The sequence below is a fragment of the Microbacterium sp. K24 genome (assembly GCF_004794465.1).
Lineage (GTDB): Bacteria > Actinomycetota > Actinomycetes > Actinomycetales > Microbacteriaceae > Microbacterium.
On record NZ_SSDJ01000146.1, the window covers coordinates 34,513 to 53,921 of the forward strand.

Here is a 19,409-nt window from a genome sequence, read left to right on the forward strand (position 1 = left end):
TCGTCGTCGCCAGTGTCGTTGACTATAGCATTGGCTAAGCGATGAAGACCAGGGTTCGCGGCATTGTCGATGAGCATGACAGGAGCCGTGACGACGGTGAGGTACCGTGAGTCTGCGTGACCGACGCACGGCACGACAGCAGACGGAGGAACTCGATGGCGACTCGGAAGGCCGCAGGTCAGGCGAAGGCGCCGACCCGTACGACCGGCACCCCCGCACGCCCCCGCCGCGCGCGCGACTCGCTCAGCCGCGACATCATCGTCGCCGCCGCCGATCGCGTCGTCGAGCGCGAGGGCCTCGACCGTCTGACGTTCCAGGCGATCGGCGAAGAGCTCGGTGCGCACCCCACCTCGATCTATCGGCACTTCCGCGACAAGGACGAGCTTCTGCTCGCCCTCATCGACACGCTCCGCGCCCGCTCCTACAGCGGCGGCATGGTCGCGACCGACGACTGGATGGCCGACCTGCGCACCCAGGCGCACCTCATCCACGACCACTACATGCGCTACCCGGAGTTCGCGCTGCAGATGGCCCTGCGCCGCCCCACCGACTTCTCGTCGATGGAGTTCTCGATCGGCGCCCTGCGCCGCGGCGGGTACGACCAGGAGCAGGCGGCCCTGTACGCCCGAGCGCTCGGGCAGCTGATCCGCTCGGCATCCAGCATCCAGGCCGCACTCACCGCGATGCCCGCCGACGTGCAGGACGCCGACGAGCTCACGTGGCAGATGGACTACCGGCGCCTCGACCCCGCCGAGTTTCCGAACATCGCCTGGGCGGGCGACAGCCTTCCCGGGGTGCGCGACCCTCGCGCCTGGGAGTCGGCGCTCGACCTGCTGCTGGAGAGCATCGAGCGGCACGCGCCCGGCGCCTGACTCATCCGGCCGCGAGGTTCATCGCGTCGGCGCTTCGGAGGAGATCGGCGCTTCGGAGGATCATCCGCCCCGATATCGACCTCCCGAACGCAGATATCCTCCGCAATCAGGCCGATCCGGCCGTGAGCTCGTCGAGCATGCCGGTGAGCAGCTCGATCCGCTCCATCATCGAGTCCATCGACACCCACTCGTGGTCGGCGTGCGCCCCGGCACCGCGCGGGCCCAGTCCGTCGAGCGTGCGGGCTCCGACGGCGGCGGTGAAGTTGCCGTCGGATGCTCCGCCCGCAGAGACCGCCTCGATCTCCGGATGCCGAAGGCGCGCGGCCACGCGACGCGCGCAGTCGAGCAGCTCGGCCGAGACGCTCTCCTCCATCGGCGGGCGGTTGATGCCGCCGGTGACGTCGACGGTCACCCCGTCGGTGTGCGCGCCGAGGCGCTGCATCGCGGCATCCACGCGTTCGAGTTCGCCGAGCGTCCACGCGCGCACGTCGACGCGCACCTCCGCGTGCTCGGGGATGACGTTGGTCACGGTCCCCGCCTGAGCGACCGTCGGACTCACCGTCGTACCCGCGTCGTCGTCCGCGAGTTCGGGCAGCGCGAGCACGTGATGGGCGAGCTCGGCCAGAGCACTCCGGCCCTTCCATGGTTCGAGCCCGGCGTGCGCAGCCCGTCCGGTGAAGGCGATGCGGTAGATGCTGCCGCCGCGACGGGCGATCTTGAGGGCGCCGTCGAGGCTCGGCTCGAGCACCAGCACGGCGCCGGCGCGCCGCGCCTCTCGCTCGATGAGCGCGCGCGACGTCAGGGAGCCGATCTCCTCGTCGCTCGTCAGCAGCACCGCGACCGCACCCGGCCGGGCGATCCGCGCGAGGGCCGCAGCCATGATCACGATGCCGGCCTTCATGTCGAAGACACCGGGGCCCGTCGCGCGGTCGCCGTCGATGCGGAACGGGCGGTCGACGATCGTGCCCTTCGGGAAGACCGTGTCGAGGTGGCCGATCAGCAGCACCGCGGGGGCCTCGCCGCCTGACCAGCGCAGGTGCTCGACGCCGTCGACGGTCTCGATGATCCCCGCCTCGCCGACGACCGGGTCGAGCCACGAGCGCACGAGCTCCTGCGCAGCCCGAAGACCCGCGACATCACCCGTGGGCGTCTCGAGGGAGACCAGTTCGGCGAGGCGCTGGGCGGCCTCCTCCCGCGGGGTCACGCGCGCACCTCCGCGGCGGCGAGGAACGCACGCAGCGCGGCCGCGGTGGCATCCGGCGCTTCTTCGGCCAGATAGTGGTCGGCTTCGATCGACGCACCGGCGACCCCGGGAGCGTACGTCTCCCAGGTCGCGAGCACGTCGAAGTGGCGACCGACATAACTGTGAGCGCCCCACAGGGCGAGGGTCGGGCAGGCGACCGTGCCTCCGGCCGCCCGGTCCTCCCGATCGTGCTCGAGGTCGACCGTCGCTGCAGCGCGGTAGTCGGCCCCGGAGGCGAACACGGTGTCGAGGTCGAAGCAGCGGAGGTACTCGTCATAGGCGTCGGGCAGCCGGTCTCCGTCGTGCCGTCGGCCGGTGAAGCGGCTGCGCAGCCAGGTCTCACGGTCGGCGCCGATCAGCGCCTCCGGCATCCCGTCGTCTCGCGCGAGGAAGAACCAGTGGAAGTACGCCGTCGCCATGGCCCGGTCGACGTTCTCGAACATGTGCAGGGTCGGCACGATGTCGAGAACGGCCAGTGCGGTGACGGCATCCGGATGGTCCAGCGCCATGCGGTGCGCGACGCGGCCTCCGCGATCGTGCCCGACGACGGCGAAGCGCGTATGGCCGAGTTCGCGCATGAGGGCCACCTGGTCGCGGGCCATCTCGCGCTTGGCGTAGTGCGGGCCCCGCGGCTTCGCGGAGTCGCCGTACCCGCGCAGGTCGGCGGCCACGACGGTGTGATCGACCGCCAGCGCCGCGGCGACGTCGTTCCACATGGCCTTGGTCTCGGGGTAGCCGTGCAGCAGCAGCACGGGACTTCCCGATCCGCGCACCTCGGCCGAGATCTCGACGCCGTCGCAGTCCACGGAGACCGGCGTGCGGGGTGTGGTCATCATCGTCCAACTCTCGATCCAGTCAGCAAGTCAATCACGTTGACTATAGCAATGACCATCGATCGGGGATAGGGGCGGCATCCCGAGCAGCGGATGCCGGCGCTCAGGCCCCCGCGACCCTGGCGCGGTAGTCGCGCGGGCTCTCTCCCCGCTCGCGGCGGAACGCGGCGCTGAGCGCGAACGGCGTGCTGTAGCCGACGGCGTCCGCGATCGATGCGAGCGTTCGGCCCGGGTCGCGCAGCAGGTCGGCTGCCGTCTTCAGCCGCCATTCGGTGAGGTACGCCATCGGCGGCTGTCCCACGAGCTCGGCGAAACGTCGCGCGAAGGTCGCACGCGAGACGTTCACGGCCGCGGCCAGGGCGGCGAGGGTCCAGGGGCGTGCCGGGTCTGCCTGGAGGAGGCGCAGCGCCGGCCCGACGACCGGGTCGGCCTGGGCGCGGGACCATCCGTTCTGATGTTCCGGATCGGCGAACCACGAGCGGATCGCGCCGATCAGCAGCAGGTCGAGCAACCGGTCGAGCACGACCTCCTGTCCGGGCAGATCGCGGGAGATCTCATCGGAGAGCACCCGCACGAGCGCGGCGCTTCCCCCGTCCGCGCGCACCAGCGCCACCGGCGGCAGCATCCCGAGCAGCGTGTCGCTCACCTCGCCGCGCACCTGATAGGTGCCCGTCAGCATCTCGGTCGCGCCTTCGGGATCGTTCCCCCAGGTGCGCACCCCGACCTCCGTCAGGTAGTGCCAGTCGACGCCGGGGCGGAGGGTGGGATTCTGCGCCGGGTCGATCACCACATCGATCGGACTGGCCGGGTCGTCGGCGACGGTGTAGCGGTGGCCGGGCCCGCGCAGCAGCGCCATGTCGCCGGGGGCGACCTCGACCGGGTCGCCGTCGTCGGGCACGATCCATGCCCGTCCCTGGGTGAGCACCAGAAGAGTGAGGGGCGCGTCATCCTCGATGCGCATGGCCCACGGCGGCGACAGCACCGAGCGCAGGATGAAGGCCCCGGCGGCGCGGGAACGGTCGAGGAGGGCGGTCATGCTGTCCATGGTCGACAATCTAGACGATCGCGTATGCTCACGCTGGTTCTGGCCATTCCTCGTCTCGTGCGGGCGCGCTTCACTGGACGCATGACACTCACAGATCTCGTCGCCGCCGGATTCCTCATCGCCGTCGTCGCCACCGCCGTGGTGAGCGGGGTGTTCTTCGCGTTCTCCTCGTTCGTGATGCCGGCGCTCGCGCGACAGGCATCCCGCGACGGCATCGCCGCGATGCAGTCGATCAACATCACGGCCGTGCGGCCCGCCTTCATGAGCCTGCTGTTCGGCACCGCGGCGCTCACGGCAGCGGTCGGCATCGCGGGATTCGGCGACCCGCGTGTCGTGATCGGTGCCGCCCTGTATCTGGTCGGCGTCATCGGCGTCACGATCGCCGCGCACGTGCCGCGCAACAACGCCCTCGCGGCGATCGACCGCGATGCCCCGCAGGCCGAGTCCGCCTGGCGCCGCTACCTGACCGGGTGGCGCCGGTGGAACCACGTGCGCTGGATCGCGGCCGGCGCGAGCTCTGCAGCCTTCCTCACCGCGGTCGCGGGGTGAACGCCTCGGCCGCAGCGAGCAGCGGCGCCAGGTCGTGGGCCGAGGTGTTCACGCGGAGCCTGGTGCCGTCCGCGGCCTTCACGACCAGCATCCGCCGCCTCCCCCTGCCGCTCGTGCGGTGCGACACGATGTCGCGATAGCGGATCACCCGCTCCGCGCCGAGCATCGTCCGGAAAGCGACCGCCTCCGCACCGGGCGCGACGTACCAGTTGCGATAGGCCAGCACTACGACCAGGCCCACGGCCACCAGCACGACCGATGCAATGCGGAACGGCACCGGGTCGCGCATGTCGCCGCTGCCGAAGCCCAGCATTCCGGCGAGCAGGCCGAGCGCCAGCAGGGCTGCCGCGGCATACGCGACGTACCGGGGCAGGCGGATGCGCGTATCCCGGGCCTTCGCCTGGCTCGGCCTCACGAACAGCGAGCGCACGAGGACCACCACGACCACCAGCGCCACCGCGAGAAGGACGATCTTCAGCACGACGGCGGGGATCATCCTCCGACCGTACCAACCCGTCGCCGCGACGAGCACCGCTCCGTTCGTGGTTCGATAAGAGGGACCATCCGTCGCGCGGGGCCGCTGACGCGCAGCATCCGAGGAGCATCCGATGACCACCGACCGTCCGATCGTCGTGATGGGGGTCAGCGGTGTCGGCAAGACGACCATCGGCCAGGAGCTCGCACGCCGGCGCGGCGCGGCCTTTATCGACGCCGACGACCTGCACAGCCCGGCGAACGTCGCGAAGATGAGCGCCGGCATCCCGCTCGTCGATGCCGACCGCTGGCCCTGGCTCGACCTCGTCGGCGCGGCCCTCCTCGCCGAGCCCGGCGTCGTCGTCGCCTGCTCGGCGCTGCGGCGCATCTACCGCGATCGGCTGCGCGCGACCGCACCCGAGACGCTGTTCGTGCACCTCGCCGCCGCGCCGGCGCGGGTGGCCGCACAGGCCGAGGCGCGCGAGGGCCACTTCATGCCGCCGGCGCTGCTGCGGTCGCAGATCGCGACGCTCGAACCCCTCGAGCCCGACGAGCGGGGCATCACCGTGATCGTGGATGCTGCACCGGACGCGCTCGTGGACCGCATCGTCGCACTGCTGCCAGGTGAGCCGGAGGGTTCCGAGAAGTAGGCTGATCCCATCATGCAAGAGTTCTGGCAGTGGGCGGGCAACTTCTGGTGGCTCATCTTCCCCATCATGGGGATGGCCGGTGGTGCCGCAAAGGCGTGGGAGCGCAACTCGAGGCGCCGGCATGAGCGCCGCCTCGAGACCCTGAAGGTCAAGGCGCAGCTGAAGACCGCCGAGATCGAGGCGCGGGCACTGAACCAGCAGATGAAGCGCCGCGGGCCGTCGATCGTCGACACGCGAGCCTCCGTCGCTCCGGACGATCTGCTCGTGCGCCTGTTCTCCGAGCACGACGAGATCACCGCGCGCTGGCTGGACTACGAACTCGATGTCGCGAAGCTCATCGCGTTCCCGGCGATGAGCGACGGCCGCCAGCCGCTGACGGCCGCGTTCCTGCGGGCGAAGAAGACGGCGGATGCTCTGCGCCCGGCATCCGCCGAGGCCAAGGTCAGCGAGCACCAGGTCGCCGAGTACCTGCAGGCCGTCGGCGACTACGCCGTCGCCTTCGAGATCGCCGAGAAGGACGCCCGGCGCCTGCGAGACTCGACCTTCACCGAGCCGGAGCGCAAGCGCCTCGAACGCGCGCAGCAGCTGCTCAAGGTCGCGGTCGACGAGTCGGCCACCCAGGCCGAGCGGAACGTCGCGTACAAGCGGGTGCGCGAAGAGCTCGACGGGCTCATCCTGCTCTCCGACGACGCGGTGACCGCGCTCGAGAAGCAGGTCGCCCGCGAGATCTCGGCGGCGCCCGCACCAGAGCCCGCACCAGCACCGGAGCCCGAGCGGATGCCGGAACCCGAGCGCATGCCGATCGCCGACCCGCTGCGCCCCGCCCCGCCGCAGCGCGAGGGCGCGTGACCCCCGAGAGCACGACCGGTCGTCGCCAGACGATCGTCATCACCGGCGCCTCCGACGGGATCGGCGCCGCTGCCGCCCGCCAGCTCGCGGCATCCGGCAATCGTCTGATCCTCGTCGGGCGATCGCCGGAGAAGACCGCGGCCGTCGCGAAGGAGGCGGGTGCCGAGTTCTTCACGGCCGACTTCGCCCGGCTCGACGACGTGCGCGAGCTCGCCGCGAAGCTCGCCGACGCGGTCGGAGATGACGGCATCGACGTGCTGGCGAACAACGCGGGCGGCATCTTCGGAGATCAGACCCCGACCGTCGACGGCTTCGAGAAGACGATCCAGGTGAATCACCTCGCGCCGTTCCTGCTGACGAACCTGCTGCTCCCGCAGCTGCTCGCGGCGGAAGCCGCGGTCATCAACACCTCCAGCGTCGGCCACCGGCTCTTCGGGCACATCGACGTCGACGACCTCGACAATCGCCGCAAGTACAGCGCGAACAAGGCATATGGCGACGCGAAGCTCGCGAACGTGCTGTTCACGAAGAGTCTGCACGCGAAGTTCCACGGTCTCGGCCTGAGTGCCGTGGCCTTCCACCCCGGAGTCGTCGGCACGAACTTCGCGGCGGGGTCGTCGAGCGTCATGCGTCTGATCTACCGCACACCGCTGCGGCGCCTCGTGACCATCAGCTCCGACAAGGGCGGCGAGACGCTGCGGTGGTTCATCGAGGGCACGCCTGACGAGACCTGGCAGTCCGGGGCGTACTACGACGAGCGTGTGCTGACGACGCGCGTGAACCCCCAGGTCGAGGATGAAGCCCTCGCCGAGGCGCTCTGGCAGAAGAGCGCCGAGCTCGTCGGGGTCGACGCCTGAATCGGGCATGAACGCGCGGCGTCCGCGGCTGCACCAGCGGTCAGCATCCACCACGGAGGGAACACCATGCAGATCGACCTCACCGGCAGGACCGCTCTCGTCACGGGTTCGACGCAGGGTATCGGGCGGGCGATCGCCACGGCGCTCGCGGATGCCGGGGCACGCGTCGCCGTCAACGGACGAAAGCCCGACACCGTGGCATCCGTCGTCTCCGAGCTGCAGGGCGAGCGGGCCGAACGCGACCTGGTCGCGGCTGCCGGCGACGTGACCGATGCGGCCGGTGCGGATGCCGTGCTCGCGGCCACCGGCGACATCGACATCCTGGTCAACAACCTCGGCATCTTCGGCGCGACCCCCGCACTCGACATCACCGACGACGAGTGGCGGCGCTACTTCGACGTGAACGTCCTCGCCGCCGTGCGGCTGATCCGCGCGACGCTGCCCGGTATGAAGGAGCGCCGCTGGGGCCGGGTGCTCAACATCGCCAGCGACTCGGCGGTCGTGATCCCGGCCGAGATGATCCACTACGGCATGTCGAAGACCGCGCTGCTCGCGGTCTCGCGCGGGTTCGCGAAGGATGCCGCCGGCACAGGCGTCACGGTCAACTCCGTGCTCGCCGGCCCCACCCACACCGGCGGCGTCGAGGACTTCGTCTACGAGCTGGTCGACAGGTCGCTGCCGTGGGACGAGGCGCAACGCGAGTTCATGAAGCTGCACCGACCGCAGTCGCTGCTGCAGCGGCTCATCGAGCCCGAGGAGATCGCGAACATGGTCGCGTACCTGTCCTCCCCGCTGGCCTCGGCGACGACCGGCGCCGCGGTGCGCGTCGACGGCGGATACATCGACTCGATCGTTCCGTAGCCGCTCAGGGAGCCGCGCCTTCCGACTGCTGGGTCAACCAGTGGAAGACGGCGGTCGGGTCCTCCGCCAGCAACGTACCGCCCTGCGCGCTGCCCGCCATCGCTTCGGCGAGCGGTCTGAAGCCGTCCGCGCGATCCGCGACGTGCACGCCATCCGAGCGCCCTCGCTCCATTCCGAAGCGGACGCTGCACGCTCCGCGGTCGAGCAGGAGCTGCCAGACGTCCATCTGCAGCGGGCCGTCGAGCCGGCGCACCGACCATCCGGCCTCGAGCAGCTCGCCGGCCAGCCACGCCGCCGCCTGATCTCGCGCCGACAGCCGAGCGAGGAAGTCCGCGATCCCTGGGCTGCTCACGCTCGTCAGAGTAGCGCGACGCCCGGCGAGCCGATGCTGGATCGAAAATACCGCGCGGCGGCCCCCGCGCGATGCATTTCTGATCCAGCATCCGTAGGGCCTCTGCGTGACCGCTCCGGTTTCGAGGAGTAACATGGCCCCTCGGGTCGTGTGGCCCCCGAGAGTCCGAAAGGCGGTGATGGCGATGTCCGGTGATAGTTACGACGCCGCCACCGCTGCGTCGCGACTCCCTGCGCTTTCGCGTTGAGCATCCGCTCCGCGTTCCCGCACGTCCTTCCGCAGCGTCGGCGGCGTCATCCGCCCCTGACTGATCTGCGCACCCGCTGACTGCGGCGTGCGCCTGCGAGAACGGATGCGCATCATGGCGCTCATCGACAACGGCGTGTACGTCCACGGACGTCGCGTGGAGACCCCGAAGAACCTGGACGAGACCTACCGGATGATGGATGCCGCGGGCGGCACCGCCTGGATCGGCCTGTACCGTCCGAGTCCCGAGGAGCTCACGTCGGTCGCGCGCGAGTTCGACCTGCATCCGCTCGCGGTCGAAGACGCCCTGTCGGGTCACCAGCGCTCGAAGGTGGAGCGGTACGGCGACACGCTCTTCGCCGTGCTGCGCCCCGCGCGGTACCGCGACAAGGAGGAGTCGATCGAGTTCGGCGAGCTGCACCTGTTCGTCGGCCCCGACTTCGTGGTGACGATCCGGCACGCCGAGTCGCCCGACCTCGCTGCCGTGCGGCGGCGGATGGAGGCGAACCCCGACCTGCTGGCGATGGGACCCGAGGCCGTGCTCTACGCGATCCTCGACGAGGTCGTCGACGGCTACGAGCCGATCGTCGCCGGACTGCTGAACGACATCGACGAGATCGAGGACCAGCTCTTCGGCGACAGCGACGACGACGCGCTCTCACGCCGCATCTACGAGCTCTCGCGCGAGGTCATCAACTTCCAGCGGGCGGTGCATCCGCTCGCCGGGATGCTGGAGTGGCTGCGTCGCGGATCGCAGAAGTACCGCATCGACGAGGAGTTGCAGCGGTCGCTGCGCGACGTGCTCGACCACGTGATCCGGGTGAACGAGCGGGTCGACTCGTTCCGCGCGATCCTCGAGAACGCGCTGACCGTGCACTCCGCGCTCGTCGCGCGCCGCCAGACGGATGCCGGACTGGCGCAGAACGACGAGATCAAGAAGATCTCCTCGTGGGCGGCGATCATCTTCGCCCCGACGCTCGTCGGCACGGTGTACGGCATGAACTTCGAGGTCATGCCCGAACTGCACTGGGCCTTCGGCTACCCGATGGCGATCGGCGCGATGGCCGCGTTCGCTGTGGCGCTGTACGGGGTGTTCAAGTACAAGAAGTGGCTCTGAACCGGGTACGGCCGGTACAGATGTCGGGCGACACGCCAGATGTCGGACCAGAAGGGACATTCGGTCCGACATCTGGCGTGTCGTCCTGCAGGTGTACCGCCTACCGCCGGATGCCGGATGCCGGATGCCGACGGGCCGGGCGGCATCCGATCAGTGGTTCACGTCGTAGACGACTTTCACGACCCCGTTGGCATAGGCCGCAGACTCCCGCAGGGACAGCTTCTGGTCGCGCTGCGCCGACGGGAAGATCGTCTTCCCGGAGCCCAGGAACACCGGGAACACCAGCAGGTTGTACCGGTCGATGAGGTCGGCCTCGGCGAGGCGCCGGGCGAGCTCCGCACTGCCGTGGATGAAGATGCCGCCGCCGTCACCGTCGCGCAGCGCCGCGACCTCATCGGTCGAGCGCAGGATGCGGGTCTCGCCCCAGCCGTCGAAAAGGTCATCATCGGTGATGGTGGTGGAGACGACGTACTTCGGCAGGTCGCGGTAGGCGGCGTGGTCCTTCGACTCCCGCCAGAACGGCGCGAAGGCTTCGTAGCTGCGGCGACCGAACAGCAGCGCCGTGGTGTCGGCCAGCTCCTCGCCCTTGAGGGAGTAGGCACCGGCGTCGAACGGCGTGCGGAACACCCATCCACCGTTCGGGTGTCCTTCGGATGCGCCGCCGGGAGAGTCGACGATGCCGTCGGCAGTGATGAATCCGGTGTAGACGAGTTCGCGGGTCATGGTCTTCCTCCTGATCGGGGTCGCCGTTCGACCCTCTCATCAGGACGTCGAACGGGAATCCCCGGAATCGACATCGAGGGCGTCCCGATCCCTGACCTCGATGTTGGCGACCTCGAGCTCGTCGTCGAGCTGCACCAGGATGCGGGAGTCGGGGAACTGCTTCGGGGCGTCGAAGGCGAGGAGCACGGCATCCGCGAACACGACGACCGACGTGGCCTCCAGGTCGTCGCGCAGGTCGATCTGCTCGACCACGGGCTCGTCGTCGACCGCCTCGTCGATGTCGTCGGCGACCTCGTCGATGACGGCCCGCCAGCGGGACTCGCCGATCGAGAGGATGCGGGTGATCGCGGCGAGGAGCGCGTCCTCATCGATCGTGTCGTCATCGTCTTCGAGCTCGGGGTCGACGTTGACCGTCACCACGGTGCCGGCGGCGTCGATGCTCGCGCGCCCGTAGATCAGTCCGTTCTCGGCGACGGGTTCATCGATCAGGCCGCTGTCGACGATGCGAGCGAGGAGAGTGTCGAGCAGAGCGGAAGTCATGACACCAGTCTTTCGCATCCGACGGCGTCTCGGGGGCTTGCACCGGCAGACTCTGGACAGGCCGCCCGCACGAGCGCATGCTGAGGGCATGACCGCATTCCAGACCACACACGCGTTCAGCGGATTCAGCGTCGACTCGATCGACGAGGCCCGCTCCTTCTACGGCGACACGCTCGGCATGGACGTCTCGGACAACGCCATGGGCTTCCTCGAGATCTCGCTGCCGCAGGGCGGCTCGATCCTCGTCTACTCCAAGCCCGACCACACCCCGGCGAGCTTCACGATCCTGAACTTCCCGGTCGAAGACGTGGAGGCCGCGGTCGACGAGCTCAACGCCAAGGGCGTCGTGACGAAGATCTACTCGGATCCCGACCTCGGCACCGATGCGAAGGGCATCTCGCACGGCGCACCCGGCAAGGGCCCGGACATCGCCTGGTTCAAGGATCCCGCCGGCAACGTGCTCGCCGTACTCGCGGGCTGAGTCCGGCCGGCTAGACCCGCGCGGCCAGCCATTCGGTCTGGCGCAGCCACTGCACGGCCTGTCCGCCCTCGTGCCCGTTGAACTCGTACACCGCGATGTCGGCATCCGTCGACGCGCAATGATTGAACGCCGCGAAGACGCTCGACGGCAGCACGATGGGGTCCATCAGCGCCACGGAGAACAGCACGGGAGCCGTGATCCGCCGAGCGAAGTTCACGCCGTCGAAGTACGACAGCGTCTCGAACACCTCGTCGACGGCCCCGCGATGCACCGACAGATAGCGCCCGATCTCGACGAACGGGTTGTCGGGGGTGAGCTGCACCGACCGGCGGAAGTGGCACAGGAACGGAACGTCGGGCATCACGGCCGAGACGCGCGGATGGAGGGCCGCGGCCGCCAGGCTGATCCCGCCTCCCTGACTGCCGCCGGTCACGCTGATCCGGTCGCCGTCGACGGCATCCAACCGGCTGACGGCGTCGATCAGCAGGACGGCGTCGGTGAAGACACGGCGGTAGTAGTAGGTCTCCGGAGCGCGGATGCCGCGGGTCATGAAACCCGGCGTCGCGCCGTCGGAGCCGTGCGGATCCGGGGTGTCTCCGCCCGATCCCCAGCCGGCGCCCTGACCGCGGGTGTCCATCAGCACGTGCACGTACCCCGCGGCCGCCCACTGGAGCCGTTCGCCCGGCAGGCCGCGACCGCCGCCGTACCCGATGTACTCGACGACGGTCGGCAGCGGGCCGTCGACGCGGGGGCGGGTGATCCATGCGCGGATCGACTCGCCGCCGAAGCCGCTGAAGGTCAGATCCTCGATGATCAGCTGCGTGATCGGTGTGCCGACGGGCTCGACGGTCGGGGCGGTCGCGAGAGCACGCGATTCGGTGAGGGTGTGCGCCCAGAAGTCGTCGAAATCCGCGGGCTCGGCCACGTCGGGCCGGAAGGAGCGGAGCTGGTCGAGGGGGAGATCGGTGAGAGCCACGGCGTCAGGCTAGCGGATCGGCGCGCCCGGACTCACCCGTGCGCGGCGATGCCGCTCGCGATGACCTCGATCACACAGGCGGCGGCGCCGCGCGCCCAGTCGTCGAAGACGTGAGGCCGCAGCACGATGGTGCAATCGCTCGCGGCGCCGAAGGCGTGCTCGGCGAAGGTCTCGCGCAGCCGTTCCTCGTAGAGTCCGTACTCGGTGACGTTCTCGCCGGCGATGACGACCAGCTCGGGGCCGGTGAGGTTGACCAGCGCGGCGAGCGCGGCGCCGATCACGCCGCCCGCCTGCTCGAAGGCTGCCCGGGCGATCGGGTCGTCGGCGTGCGCGAGCGTGAACGCGTCCTCGATCGTCAGCGATGGGTCGTCGTGGCCCGCTCGGACGTCGTTCAGGATGGCTGCGGTGGATGCCACGGCCTCCACGCACCCGCGTCGCCCGCAGCTGCACAGCGCATCGCTCGGCGCGAGCGGCAGGTGGCCGATCTCACCGGATACGCCGTGCGTACCCTGCACGATCTTGCCGTTCAGGTAGAGCCCGCAGCCGATGCCTGTGCCGATGGTGACAACGGCGAACGAGTCGGCGTCGCGCCCCGAGCCGAAGAACACCTCGGTCGTCGTGAGGGCGCGCACGTCGTTCTCGAGGATCGTGGGGATGCCGAGGGCCTCCTCGAGAATGCTCGCCAGCGGCACGCCCCGCCATCCGAGCAGGGGCGAGTCGCGGACGATGCCGGACTCGCGGTCCACGTCGCCCGAGACGGCGATGCCGATCCCGTCGACCGTGGTCGTCGACGCAGCACGGAGCGTCTCGACGACCAGCCCGACCGCGCGGACCACATCGTCGACCGCGGCGGAGGCGTTGAGCTCGTCGGTGCGCGCGAGCACCGTCGCACCGAGGTCGGTGAGCACACCATAGGTGCGTTCCGCGGTGACTTTCACTCCGATGATGTGGGCGCGATCGCGCGCCACCGCCAGAGGACTCACCGGGCGGCCGATGGAGGGAGTGGAGCGCTCGTCGGTCTCGACGACGAATCCCGCGCCGATGAGCGGTGTGACGGCCTTCGTCACGGCCGCCTGCGACAGACCGGTGGCCCGGGAGATGTCCACACGTCCGAGCGGCCCATGGGTGAGGATGCGACGGAAGACCGCCACCGAGGCGGGTGAGGTGACCGGTATGCGATTCACAGAGTCAGCCTTTCAGACCACTGGATGCGATGCCTGCGAAGAACTGACGCTGCAGGGCGATGAAGATCACGACGAGAGGAAGGGATGCGATGAACGATCCTGCCATCAACGTGGGGTAATCGGTGCCGTACTGTCCCTGGAGGTTGGCGAGACCGACGGGAAGGGTCATCGTCTCGGGCGACGAGGTGACGATGAGCGGCCAGAGCAGATCGTTCCACGAATAGAGGGACGTGAGCACGGCCAGGGCGGCGACGGTCGGACCGACCATCGGCAGCATGACCCGCCAGAACACCTGGAACGCGTTCGCGCCGTCGAGACGTGCTGCCTCCTCGTAGTCGGCGGGGAGCGCGAGGAACGCCTGCCGCAGCAGGAACGTGCCGAATGCCGAGAAGATTCCCGGTATGGCGATCGCGGGCACCGTGTTCAGCAGCCCGAGCGCCTTCATCAGATCGAACTGCGCGATCAGGAACAGCTGACTCGGCGCCATCAGCATCACCAGGAAGAGGAGGAACAGCGCGTCTCTGCCGGGGAAGCGGAAGCGGGCGAAGCCGTACGCCGCGAGCGTGCAGACGACGAGCTGGCCCGCCACCCGCAGCAGCAGCGAGAGGACGGAGACGCCCAGCATGCTCCCGAACGGGACCGTCGCGAAGAATCGCTCGAACGCCCCGAAGTCGAGGACGCTCGGGAACAGGACGGGCGGCACCGCCCGCGACTCCGCCACCGTCTTGAACGCGGTCAGCAGCTGCCAGACGAAGGGGAGGACCATCAGTGCGGCGCATGCGATCAGGATCACATGGAGCGGCCACTGCGACCGGCGTCGCCGCCGAGGCGCGCGCGCGGGGAGAACGGCGGTCTCAGCCATAGAACACCGCCTTCCGCTGCAGCCGGAACTGCAGGGCCGTGACGAGCATGATGACGAGCAGCAGCACGATCGCGATGGCCGCGCCGTACCCGCGGTCGAACCGCAGGAAGGTCTGCTGGAAGAAGAAGTAGACGATGGTCTGGGATGCCGTCTCGGCCTGAGAGCCGCGCACGAGCATCACGTAGATCAGGTCGAACATCTGCAGGGAGGAGATCACCGAGAGCACCGTGACGAAGAAGATGCTGGGCGACAGCAACGGCAGGGTGACCGCGAAGAACTGCCGGACGGGACCTGCGCCGTCGAGCGACGACGCCTCGAGCAGCTCCGGCGGCACGCCCTGAAGCCCCGCGCCGAGGATGATGATGCTGGTTCCGAGGCTCATCCAGATGCCGACGATGGCCACGGCGAAGATCGCGACGCTCGGGTCTGCGACCCAGCTCGGGCCGTCGATGCCGATCACTCCGAGCGCCTGATTGAGGAGACCGAACTCCCCGTTGAAGATGTACCGCCACACCATGCCCACCGCCACGGGGAGCGTCACGATCGGCAGGAAGAACAGCACGCGGTAGATGTTCTTGCCGCGGCGCACCGCGTGGATCAGCGTGGCGATGACGATGCTGATCGGAATGCCGATCAGCACGATGGCCGTGTAGACGGCGCTGTTGCCGAGTGCGGCCCAGAACTGCGGGTCGGCGACGAGCTTCGCGTAGTTGTCGATGCCGGTGAAGGTCTCGCCGCCGAACGGCTTGGTCTTGGTGAAGCTCAGGTAGACCGTCGTCAGCAGCGGGATGATGTACAGCGCGAGCAGTCCGATCAGACCGGGCGCGATGAAGGCCAGTCCCGGTGCGTTCTGCCGGAACCGGCCGCGAGACCTGCGGGTGCGGGCGGAGCGCTCGGCAGCGCTCCGCCCGATCGTGAGAGTGCTCATTCTTCCTTCGCGAGGGCGTCGTTCATGGCGCCGGCCAGCTTGTCGGCAGCATCCTGCACGCTCTCCGCGCCGCTCCATGCCGCCGGGAGGTACTCGTCCTCCAGCGTGTTCCACGCCGCCGTGTCCGCGGACACCGGGTAGACGACACCGTAGGGGACCTCGTCGATGAACGCCTGCAGATTGAACTCGGGCATCGCGTCGACCCACGCCTGCTGCGTGCCTTCGTACGCGGGGATCACGGCGCCCGTCGCCGCCTGGATCTCGGCGGCTTCCTTCCCGCCGAGGAACAGCAGGAACTTCTTCAGCTCTTCGGGGTGCTTGGTGCCCGCGAAGCCCACGTTCTGGATGCCGTTGATGACAGTGGCGCGCTCCGCGCCCTGCGGGAGCACGGTGACGTCGATCTTCGCGCGCAGATCGGCGTTGTCGTAGAAGCGCTGCGCGTAGAACGAGCCGCCGTAGTACATGGCCACGGTGCCGTTCTCGAACTGGGCGACGGCCTCGGTGTCGGCGAACTGCTCGAGCGTGGGTGACGAGCCGTCCGCGACGAGGTCGGTCCAGAACTGGATGCCCTCCTGCGTCTTCGGGTCGTCGTAGCCGGATGCACCGTCTTCGATGATGTGGCCGCCGGCCTGTGCGACGGTGTTGTAGAAGCCCTCCTGGCGGTTCAGCGGAGCGGCGATGCCGTAGACGCCCGCCGCGGGGTCCGTGAGCTGAGCCGCGGCCGTCGAGACATCGTCCCAGGTCCAGTCCGCCGTCGGGTACCCGACGCCCGCAGCGTCGAACAGCTCCTTGTTGTACCAGAGCCCCACCGTGTCGAAGTCCTTCGGAAGCCCGTAGAGCTCGTCGTTCAGCGTGAAGAGGTCGACCAGCGCCTCAGGGTAGACGCCCAGGTCGATACCCGCCTCGTCGATCGCGTCGCCGAGCGGGAGCAGCTGGTCGTTCGCCGCGTACACCTGGAACCGGTCGCCGAGCATCCAGAACGCGTCCGGGGCGGTGCCGCCCTGGGCGCCGACCTGCAGCTTGGTCCAGAAGTCGTTCCACGGGTTGACCTGCAGGTCGACCGTGATGCCGGGGTTCTCCTCCTCGAACGCATCGATGAGGGCCTGCATCGTCTCGTCCTGGCTCCAGACGCCGTAGGTCAGGGTCACGTCTCCGCCGCCGGCCTCCTCTCCGTTTCCGGCACCGGAGGAGCATCCGGCGAGCAGGGCGATGGCGGCGAGAGCTGCCACACCGGGAACTGTGGTCGATCTGCGCATGTGTTCTTCTCCTCTAGGTCAGCCTGGCGTCTCTGCCAGGTCGTCATTCAGCGAGTCGCAGCGTGAGCCAGTCGACGTGCGTCTCCTCCGCCGCACCGGGCGAGGTGCGGAGTTCCAGCGAATCGGCGCCGGTGACGTCGATATCGAACGGGGTCGGGGCGTCGCCGCCCGCGACGGCGATGGTCGCCGCGACGACGCCGTCGATGACGATCTCCGCGGTGGCGTCGGCCGTCGGCGTCTCGTCGTCGACCGCGACCGTCCCGGTGAGGCGGCGCATGCTGCCGGGGATCGCCACGACGACCGACGAATCCTGCGAGACGCCGAGTCCGTCGGCGAAGACCTCGCCGCGCACCGTGAGGGCCGCGCCGTCGCGGGGGTCGCCGCCGCCGTTGGCCAGCCCGCGCTCGACCGGTCCGACGGCGTTCCGTGCGGCGACGAAGGGAAGGGCTGAGACGTCGTGCGGCCCGGCGACGAGGGGGACGACGATGCGGACATGGGACACGGCGGGGACGCCGTCCTGGCCGGACTTCTCCAGGGTCACCACGGCGAGCGCGCCCGGCGCGGGCACCTCCGTCGGCGCCACGCTCCATCGGCTCTCGTTCTCGCGAGCCGCCGTCCATCCGACCGGAACGCGGATGCCGTCGGCATCCGTCTCGATCAGGACGCGCTCGCCGCGGAGGACCACGAGTCCGGCGTCGTGCGTCGGCACGGGCACCACGGGCCGAGGCGCTGCGCGGTGCAGGGCAGTCCCGGCGGGCGTGACGATCGCGACGAAGCCGCCGCGCGGAGCCAGCGTCACCTCGACCGGTCCGCCGATGCCGTGGACGGTGTCGGCGACGAGTCCGTCATCACCGTCGCGGACGGTCCAGACGTCTGCCGGCGCACCCAGCAGCGCGTGCGGATCGAAGGAGACTCGCGTCGGGGTCTCCTGGGCGCCGATGCAGCCGATGAACCAGCGGTCGCCGTGGCGTCGGGCGACCGTCGCGTGCGTGTCGGGGTGTCCGTCGAGCAGACGCACCTCGTCCCAGGTGGCTGCCACCTCGGCGAGGAAGCGCGCGGCGAGCGGGCGGGCCCGGTACTGGTCGGGATCGTCGGCGAAGTGCGTGATGCCGCTCTCGTACACCGCCCCGAGCGCCAGCTCGTGCGCATCGCTCGTCTCGCGTTCCGGTGCGCTGAAGGTCACGGGCGTGTAGTCCATCGAGCCGACGACGTTCCGCGTGAACGGCTGGATGACGTTGTGGGCCGCGGTGAGGGGATGCCCGTAGAAGACGTAGTACTCCGCACCGCGGATACCCTCGTAGCTGACCACGTGCGGGTGGGTGCGAGCCCAGCCGCGCGGGATCACCGAACCGTGGAAGTTCACGGCGAGTCCGACCCGGGCTGACTCGGCGATGATCGCGTCGTACCAGCGGTACCTCTCCTGCGCCTCCGACTCCATGAAGTCGACCTTGATGCCGGCCACTCCCCAGGAGCGCCAGAGGGCGAGCTTACGCAGGCTCTCCTCTCCGTCGAGGTCGCTCCATGAGCTCCACAGGTGCACCTGGATGCCGCGAGCGCTGGCGTACGACACGAGCTCCGGCACCCAGGCCGGGTCCCATCCGCAGTCGACGAGCACATGCTCCCAACCCTGCTCGGCCGCGAAGTCGGTGAAGCGCTTCTGCACGTCGAGGTACGCCCCCGAGTACTGGCTCGACCACCACGACCACGCGGCGCGACCGGGGCGGGCGGCGACGGCATCCGGTGCCGCGGCGGGGGCGAGTTCGTCGACGAGCGTCGACGCGACGATCTCCGCCGTCGTCCCCGCGATCGCGACCCGCCAGGGGGTCAGGTGCCCGCCGGCGACGGCGACCTCCCGGTCGGCGGGCACGATCGCGAAGTCCTCGCCATCGAACGCGGTGTGCGCACCGGAGCTGCGACCGTCGATGTCCGATTCCGAGAGCAGCACGAAGCGGCCGGATGCCACCTCGAGGAGCAGCGGGAAGCCATAGTCGGCCGGCGCGAGGGCGCTGAGGTCGGAGCCGAAGCGGGGCGTCTCGTACCAGGTCTGGTACTCGAGGACCCAGGCCCGCGCCTGCGGCCCCACCTGGATGCGGGTGTGCTCGGCACCCAGCACCTGGGCGTCGGACGGGAGGCGGTACCGGAACGCGAAGCCGTCGTCGGCGATCCGGATGATGACGGCCCATTCGCGCAGCCCGGTGCGCAGCGCGACGGTGGCTTCGTGGTGCGTGGCGCGTCGCATGCCGCTCGCCTTGCCGAACGCGGCGATCCACTCCTCATGCACGATCCGCTCGTCGATCGCGACGATCTCCGCGGCAGAGCCCAGGTCGTCTCCGTCGGCGTCGATGCCGAGCGCGACGGTCGCGAGCCGCTCTCCCGCGATCTCCCACGCGAGGGCAGGGCGCCCCGTCGCGACGGTGAGAAGAGCACGGCGATCGCCGCGGACGACGTCCACAGCGGTCTGGGAAGCAGCAGATGTCACAGCAGGGACTCCATTGTCGATCAGATTCGGGT

At 69.6% G+C, this 19,409-nt stretch carries 21 protein-coding genes; 8 read left to right on the plus strand and 13 right to left on the minus strand.

What is annotated here, in order from left to right; genetic code table 11:
* Nucleotides 1–155 precede the first annotated feature (155 nt).
* Complete coding sequence (locus DW306_RS17925; RefSeq protein ID WP_136056946.1) at nucleotides 156–872, plus strand: TetR/AcrR family transcriptional regulator; 717 nt, start codon at nucleotides 156–158, stop codon at nucleotides 870–872.
* A gap of 106 nt (nucleotides 873–978) precedes the next feature.
* On the opposite strand, the gene DW306_RS17930 is transcribed toward DW306_RS17925, so the two are convergent.
* From DW306_RS17930 to DW306_RS17940, 3 genes are all read right to left on the minus strand, one after another.
* Complete coding sequence (locus DW306_RS17930; RefSeq protein ID WP_136056947.1) at nucleotides 979–2,076, minus strand: M20 family metallopeptidase; 1,098 nt, start codon at nucleotides 2,074–2,076, stop codon at nucleotides 979–981.
* On the minus strand, nucleotides 2,073–2,951 hold the full coding sequence (locus DW306_RS17935) for an alpha/beta hydrolase (protein ID WP_136056948.1): 879 nt from the start codon (nucleotides 2,949–2,951) through the stop codon (nucleotides 2,073–2,075). Before DW306_RS17935 ends, DW306_RS17930 begins: the two co-directional genes overlap by 4 nt.
* A gap of 100 nt (nucleotides 2,952–3,051) precedes the next feature.
* The gene (locus tag DW306_RS17940; RefSeq protein ID WP_136056949.1) at nucleotides 3,052–3,993 is read right to left on the minus strand and encodes an AraC family transcriptional regulator; all 942 of its coding nucleotides are present in this window, start codon (nucleotides 3,991–3,993) and stop codon (nucleotides 3,052–3,054) included.
* An 81-nt stretch (nucleotides 3,994–4,074) separates the two neighbouring features.
* Here DW306_RS17940 and DW306_RS17945 point away from each other — a divergent pair, with 81 nt between their 5' ends.
* Nucleotides 4,075–4,542, plus strand: coding sequence for an anthrone oxygenase family protein (locus DW306_RS17945; protein ID WP_136056950.1), 468 nt, complete (start codon nucleotides 4,075–4,077; stop codon nucleotides 4,540–4,542).
* Here the strand turns inward: DW306_RS17945 and DW306_RS17950 are convergent.
* A complete protein-coding gene (locus tag DW306_RS17950; RefSeq protein WP_136056951.1) occupies nucleotides 4,523–5,038 on the minus strand; it encodes a hypothetical protein in 516 nt (171 codons plus the stop codon). The two genes, DW306_RS17945 and DW306_RS17950, sit on opposite strands and share 20 nt — an antisense overlap.
* Nucleotides 5,039–5,150: 112 nt before the next feature.
* Here DW306_RS17950 and DW306_RS17955 point away from each other — a divergent pair, with 112 nt between their 5' ends.
* The 4 genes from DW306_RS17955 to DW306_RS17970 all read left to right on the plus strand — a co-directional run bounded on the left by DW306_RS17955 (nucleotide 5,151) and on the right by DW306_RS17970 (nucleotide 8,233).
* Entirely contained in the window at nucleotides 5,151–5,666 is a 516-nt protein-coding gene (locus DW306_RS17955) for a gluconokinase (protein ID WP_136056952.1), read from the plus strand.
* A 12-nt stretch (nucleotides 5,667–5,678) separates the two neighbouring features.
* The gene (locus tag DW306_RS17960) at nucleotides 5,679–6,515 is read left to right on the plus strand and encodes a hypothetical protein (RefSeq protein WP_136056953.1); all 837 of its coding nucleotides are present in this window, start codon (nucleotides 5,679–5,681) and stop codon (nucleotides 6,513–6,515) included.
* Nucleotides 6,512–7,372: an SDR family NAD(P)-dependent oxidoreductase gene (locus DW306_RS17965; protein WP_136056954.1), complete on the plus strand. Its 861-nt coding sequence runs from the start codon at nucleotides 6,512–6,514 to the stop codon at nucleotides 7,370–7,372. Before DW306_RS17960 ends, DW306_RS17965 begins: the two co-directional genes overlap by 4 nt.
* Nucleotides 7,373–7,438: 66 nt before the next feature.
* Nucleotides 7,439–8,233 carry an SDR family oxidoreductase gene (locus DW306_RS17970; RefSeq protein ID WP_136056955.1) on the plus strand — a complete coding sequence of 265 codons (795 nt, stop codon included), beginning with the start codon at nucleotides 7,439–7,441 and terminating at the stop codon, nucleotides 8,231–8,233.
* Between the two features lie 4 nt (nucleotides 8,234–8,237).
* Here the strand turns inward: DW306_RS17970 and DW306_RS17975 are convergent, their stop codons facing one another.
* Nucleotides 8,238–8,585 (minus strand): hypothetical protein, encoded by a 348-nt coding sequence (locus tag DW306_RS17975; protein WP_136056956.1) that lies wholly within the window; start codon nucleotides 8,583–8,585, stop codon nucleotides 8,238–8,240.
* A 361-nt stretch (nucleotides 8,586–8,946) separates the two neighbouring features.
* Between DW306_RS17975 and DW306_RS17980 the strand changes: the two genes are divergently transcribed.
* Complete coding sequence (locus tag DW306_RS17980) at nucleotides 8,947–9,948, plus strand: magnesium and cobalt transport protein CorA (RefSeq protein WP_136056957.1); 1,002 nt, start codon at nucleotides 8,947–8,949, stop codon at nucleotides 9,946–9,948.
* Nucleotides 9,949–10,098: 150 nt separating this feature from the next.
* Here the strand turns inward: DW306_RS17980 and DW306_RS17985 are convergent, their stop codons facing one another.
* Entirely contained in the window at nucleotides 10,099–10,671 is a 573-nt protein-coding gene (locus DW306_RS17985) for a dihydrofolate reductase family protein (protein WP_136056958.1), read from the minus strand.
* Between the two features lie 39 nt (nucleotides 10,672–10,710).
* A complete protein-coding gene (locus DW306_RS17990) occupies nucleotides 10,711–11,211 on the minus strand; it encodes a cytochrome C5 (protein ID WP_136056959.1) in 501 nt (166 codons plus the stop codon).
* Nucleotides 11,212–11,299: 88 nt separating this feature from the next.
* Between DW306_RS17990 and DW306_RS17995 the strand changes: the two genes are divergently transcribed.
* A complete protein-coding gene (locus tag DW306_RS17995; protein ID WP_136056960.1) occupies nucleotides 11,300–11,692 on the plus strand; it encodes a VOC family protein in 393 nt (130 codons plus the stop codon).
* A 10-nt stretch (nucleotides 11,693–11,702) separates the two neighbouring features.
* On the opposite strand, the gene DW306_RS18000 is transcribed toward DW306_RS17995, so the two are convergent.
* The 6 genes from DW306_RS18000 to DW306_RS18025 are packed head-to-tail and all read right to left on the minus strand — an operon-like array spanning nucleotide 11,703 to nucleotide 19,377.
* Nucleotides 11,703–12,668 (minus strand): acetylxylan esterase, encoded by a 966-nt coding sequence (locus tag DW306_RS18000; RefSeq protein WP_136056961.1) that lies wholly within the window; start codon nucleotides 12,666–12,668, stop codon nucleotides 11,703–11,705.
* Nucleotides 12,669–12,700: 32 nt separating this feature from the next.
* A complete protein-coding gene (locus DW306_RS18005) occupies nucleotides 12,701–13,852 on the minus strand; it encodes an ROK family transcriptional regulator (protein WP_136056962.1) in 1,152 nt (383 codons plus the stop codon).
* A gap of 4 nt (nucleotides 13,853–13,856) precedes the next feature.
* Nucleotides 13,857–14,714, minus strand: coding sequence for a carbohydrate ABC transporter permease (locus DW306_RS18010; protein WP_136056963.1), 858 nt, complete (start codon nucleotides 14,712–14,714; stop codon nucleotides 13,857–13,859).
* Nucleotides 14,707–15,642, minus strand: a complete 936-nt coding sequence (locus tag DW306_RS18015; RefSeq protein ID WP_136056964.1) for a sugar ABC transporter permease — start codon at nucleotides 15,640–15,642, stop codon at nucleotides 14,707–14,709. Before DW306_RS18015 ends, DW306_RS18010 begins: the two co-directional genes overlap by 8 nt.
* Entirely contained in the window at nucleotides 15,639–16,898 is a 1,260-nt protein-coding gene (locus DW306_RS18020) for a sugar ABC transporter substrate-binding protein (RefSeq protein ID WP_136056965.1), read from the minus strand. The genes DW306_RS18015 and DW306_RS18020 overlap by 4 nt, the downstream gene beginning before the upstream one ends.
* Nucleotides 16,899–16,941: 43 nt before the next feature.
* A complete protein-coding gene (locus DW306_RS18025; RefSeq protein WP_168429373.1) occupies nucleotides 16,942–19,377 on the minus strand; it encodes a glycoside hydrolase family 97 catalytic domain-containing protein in 2,436 nt (811 codons plus the stop codon).
* Nucleotides 19,378–19,409 lie beyond the last annotated feature (32 nt).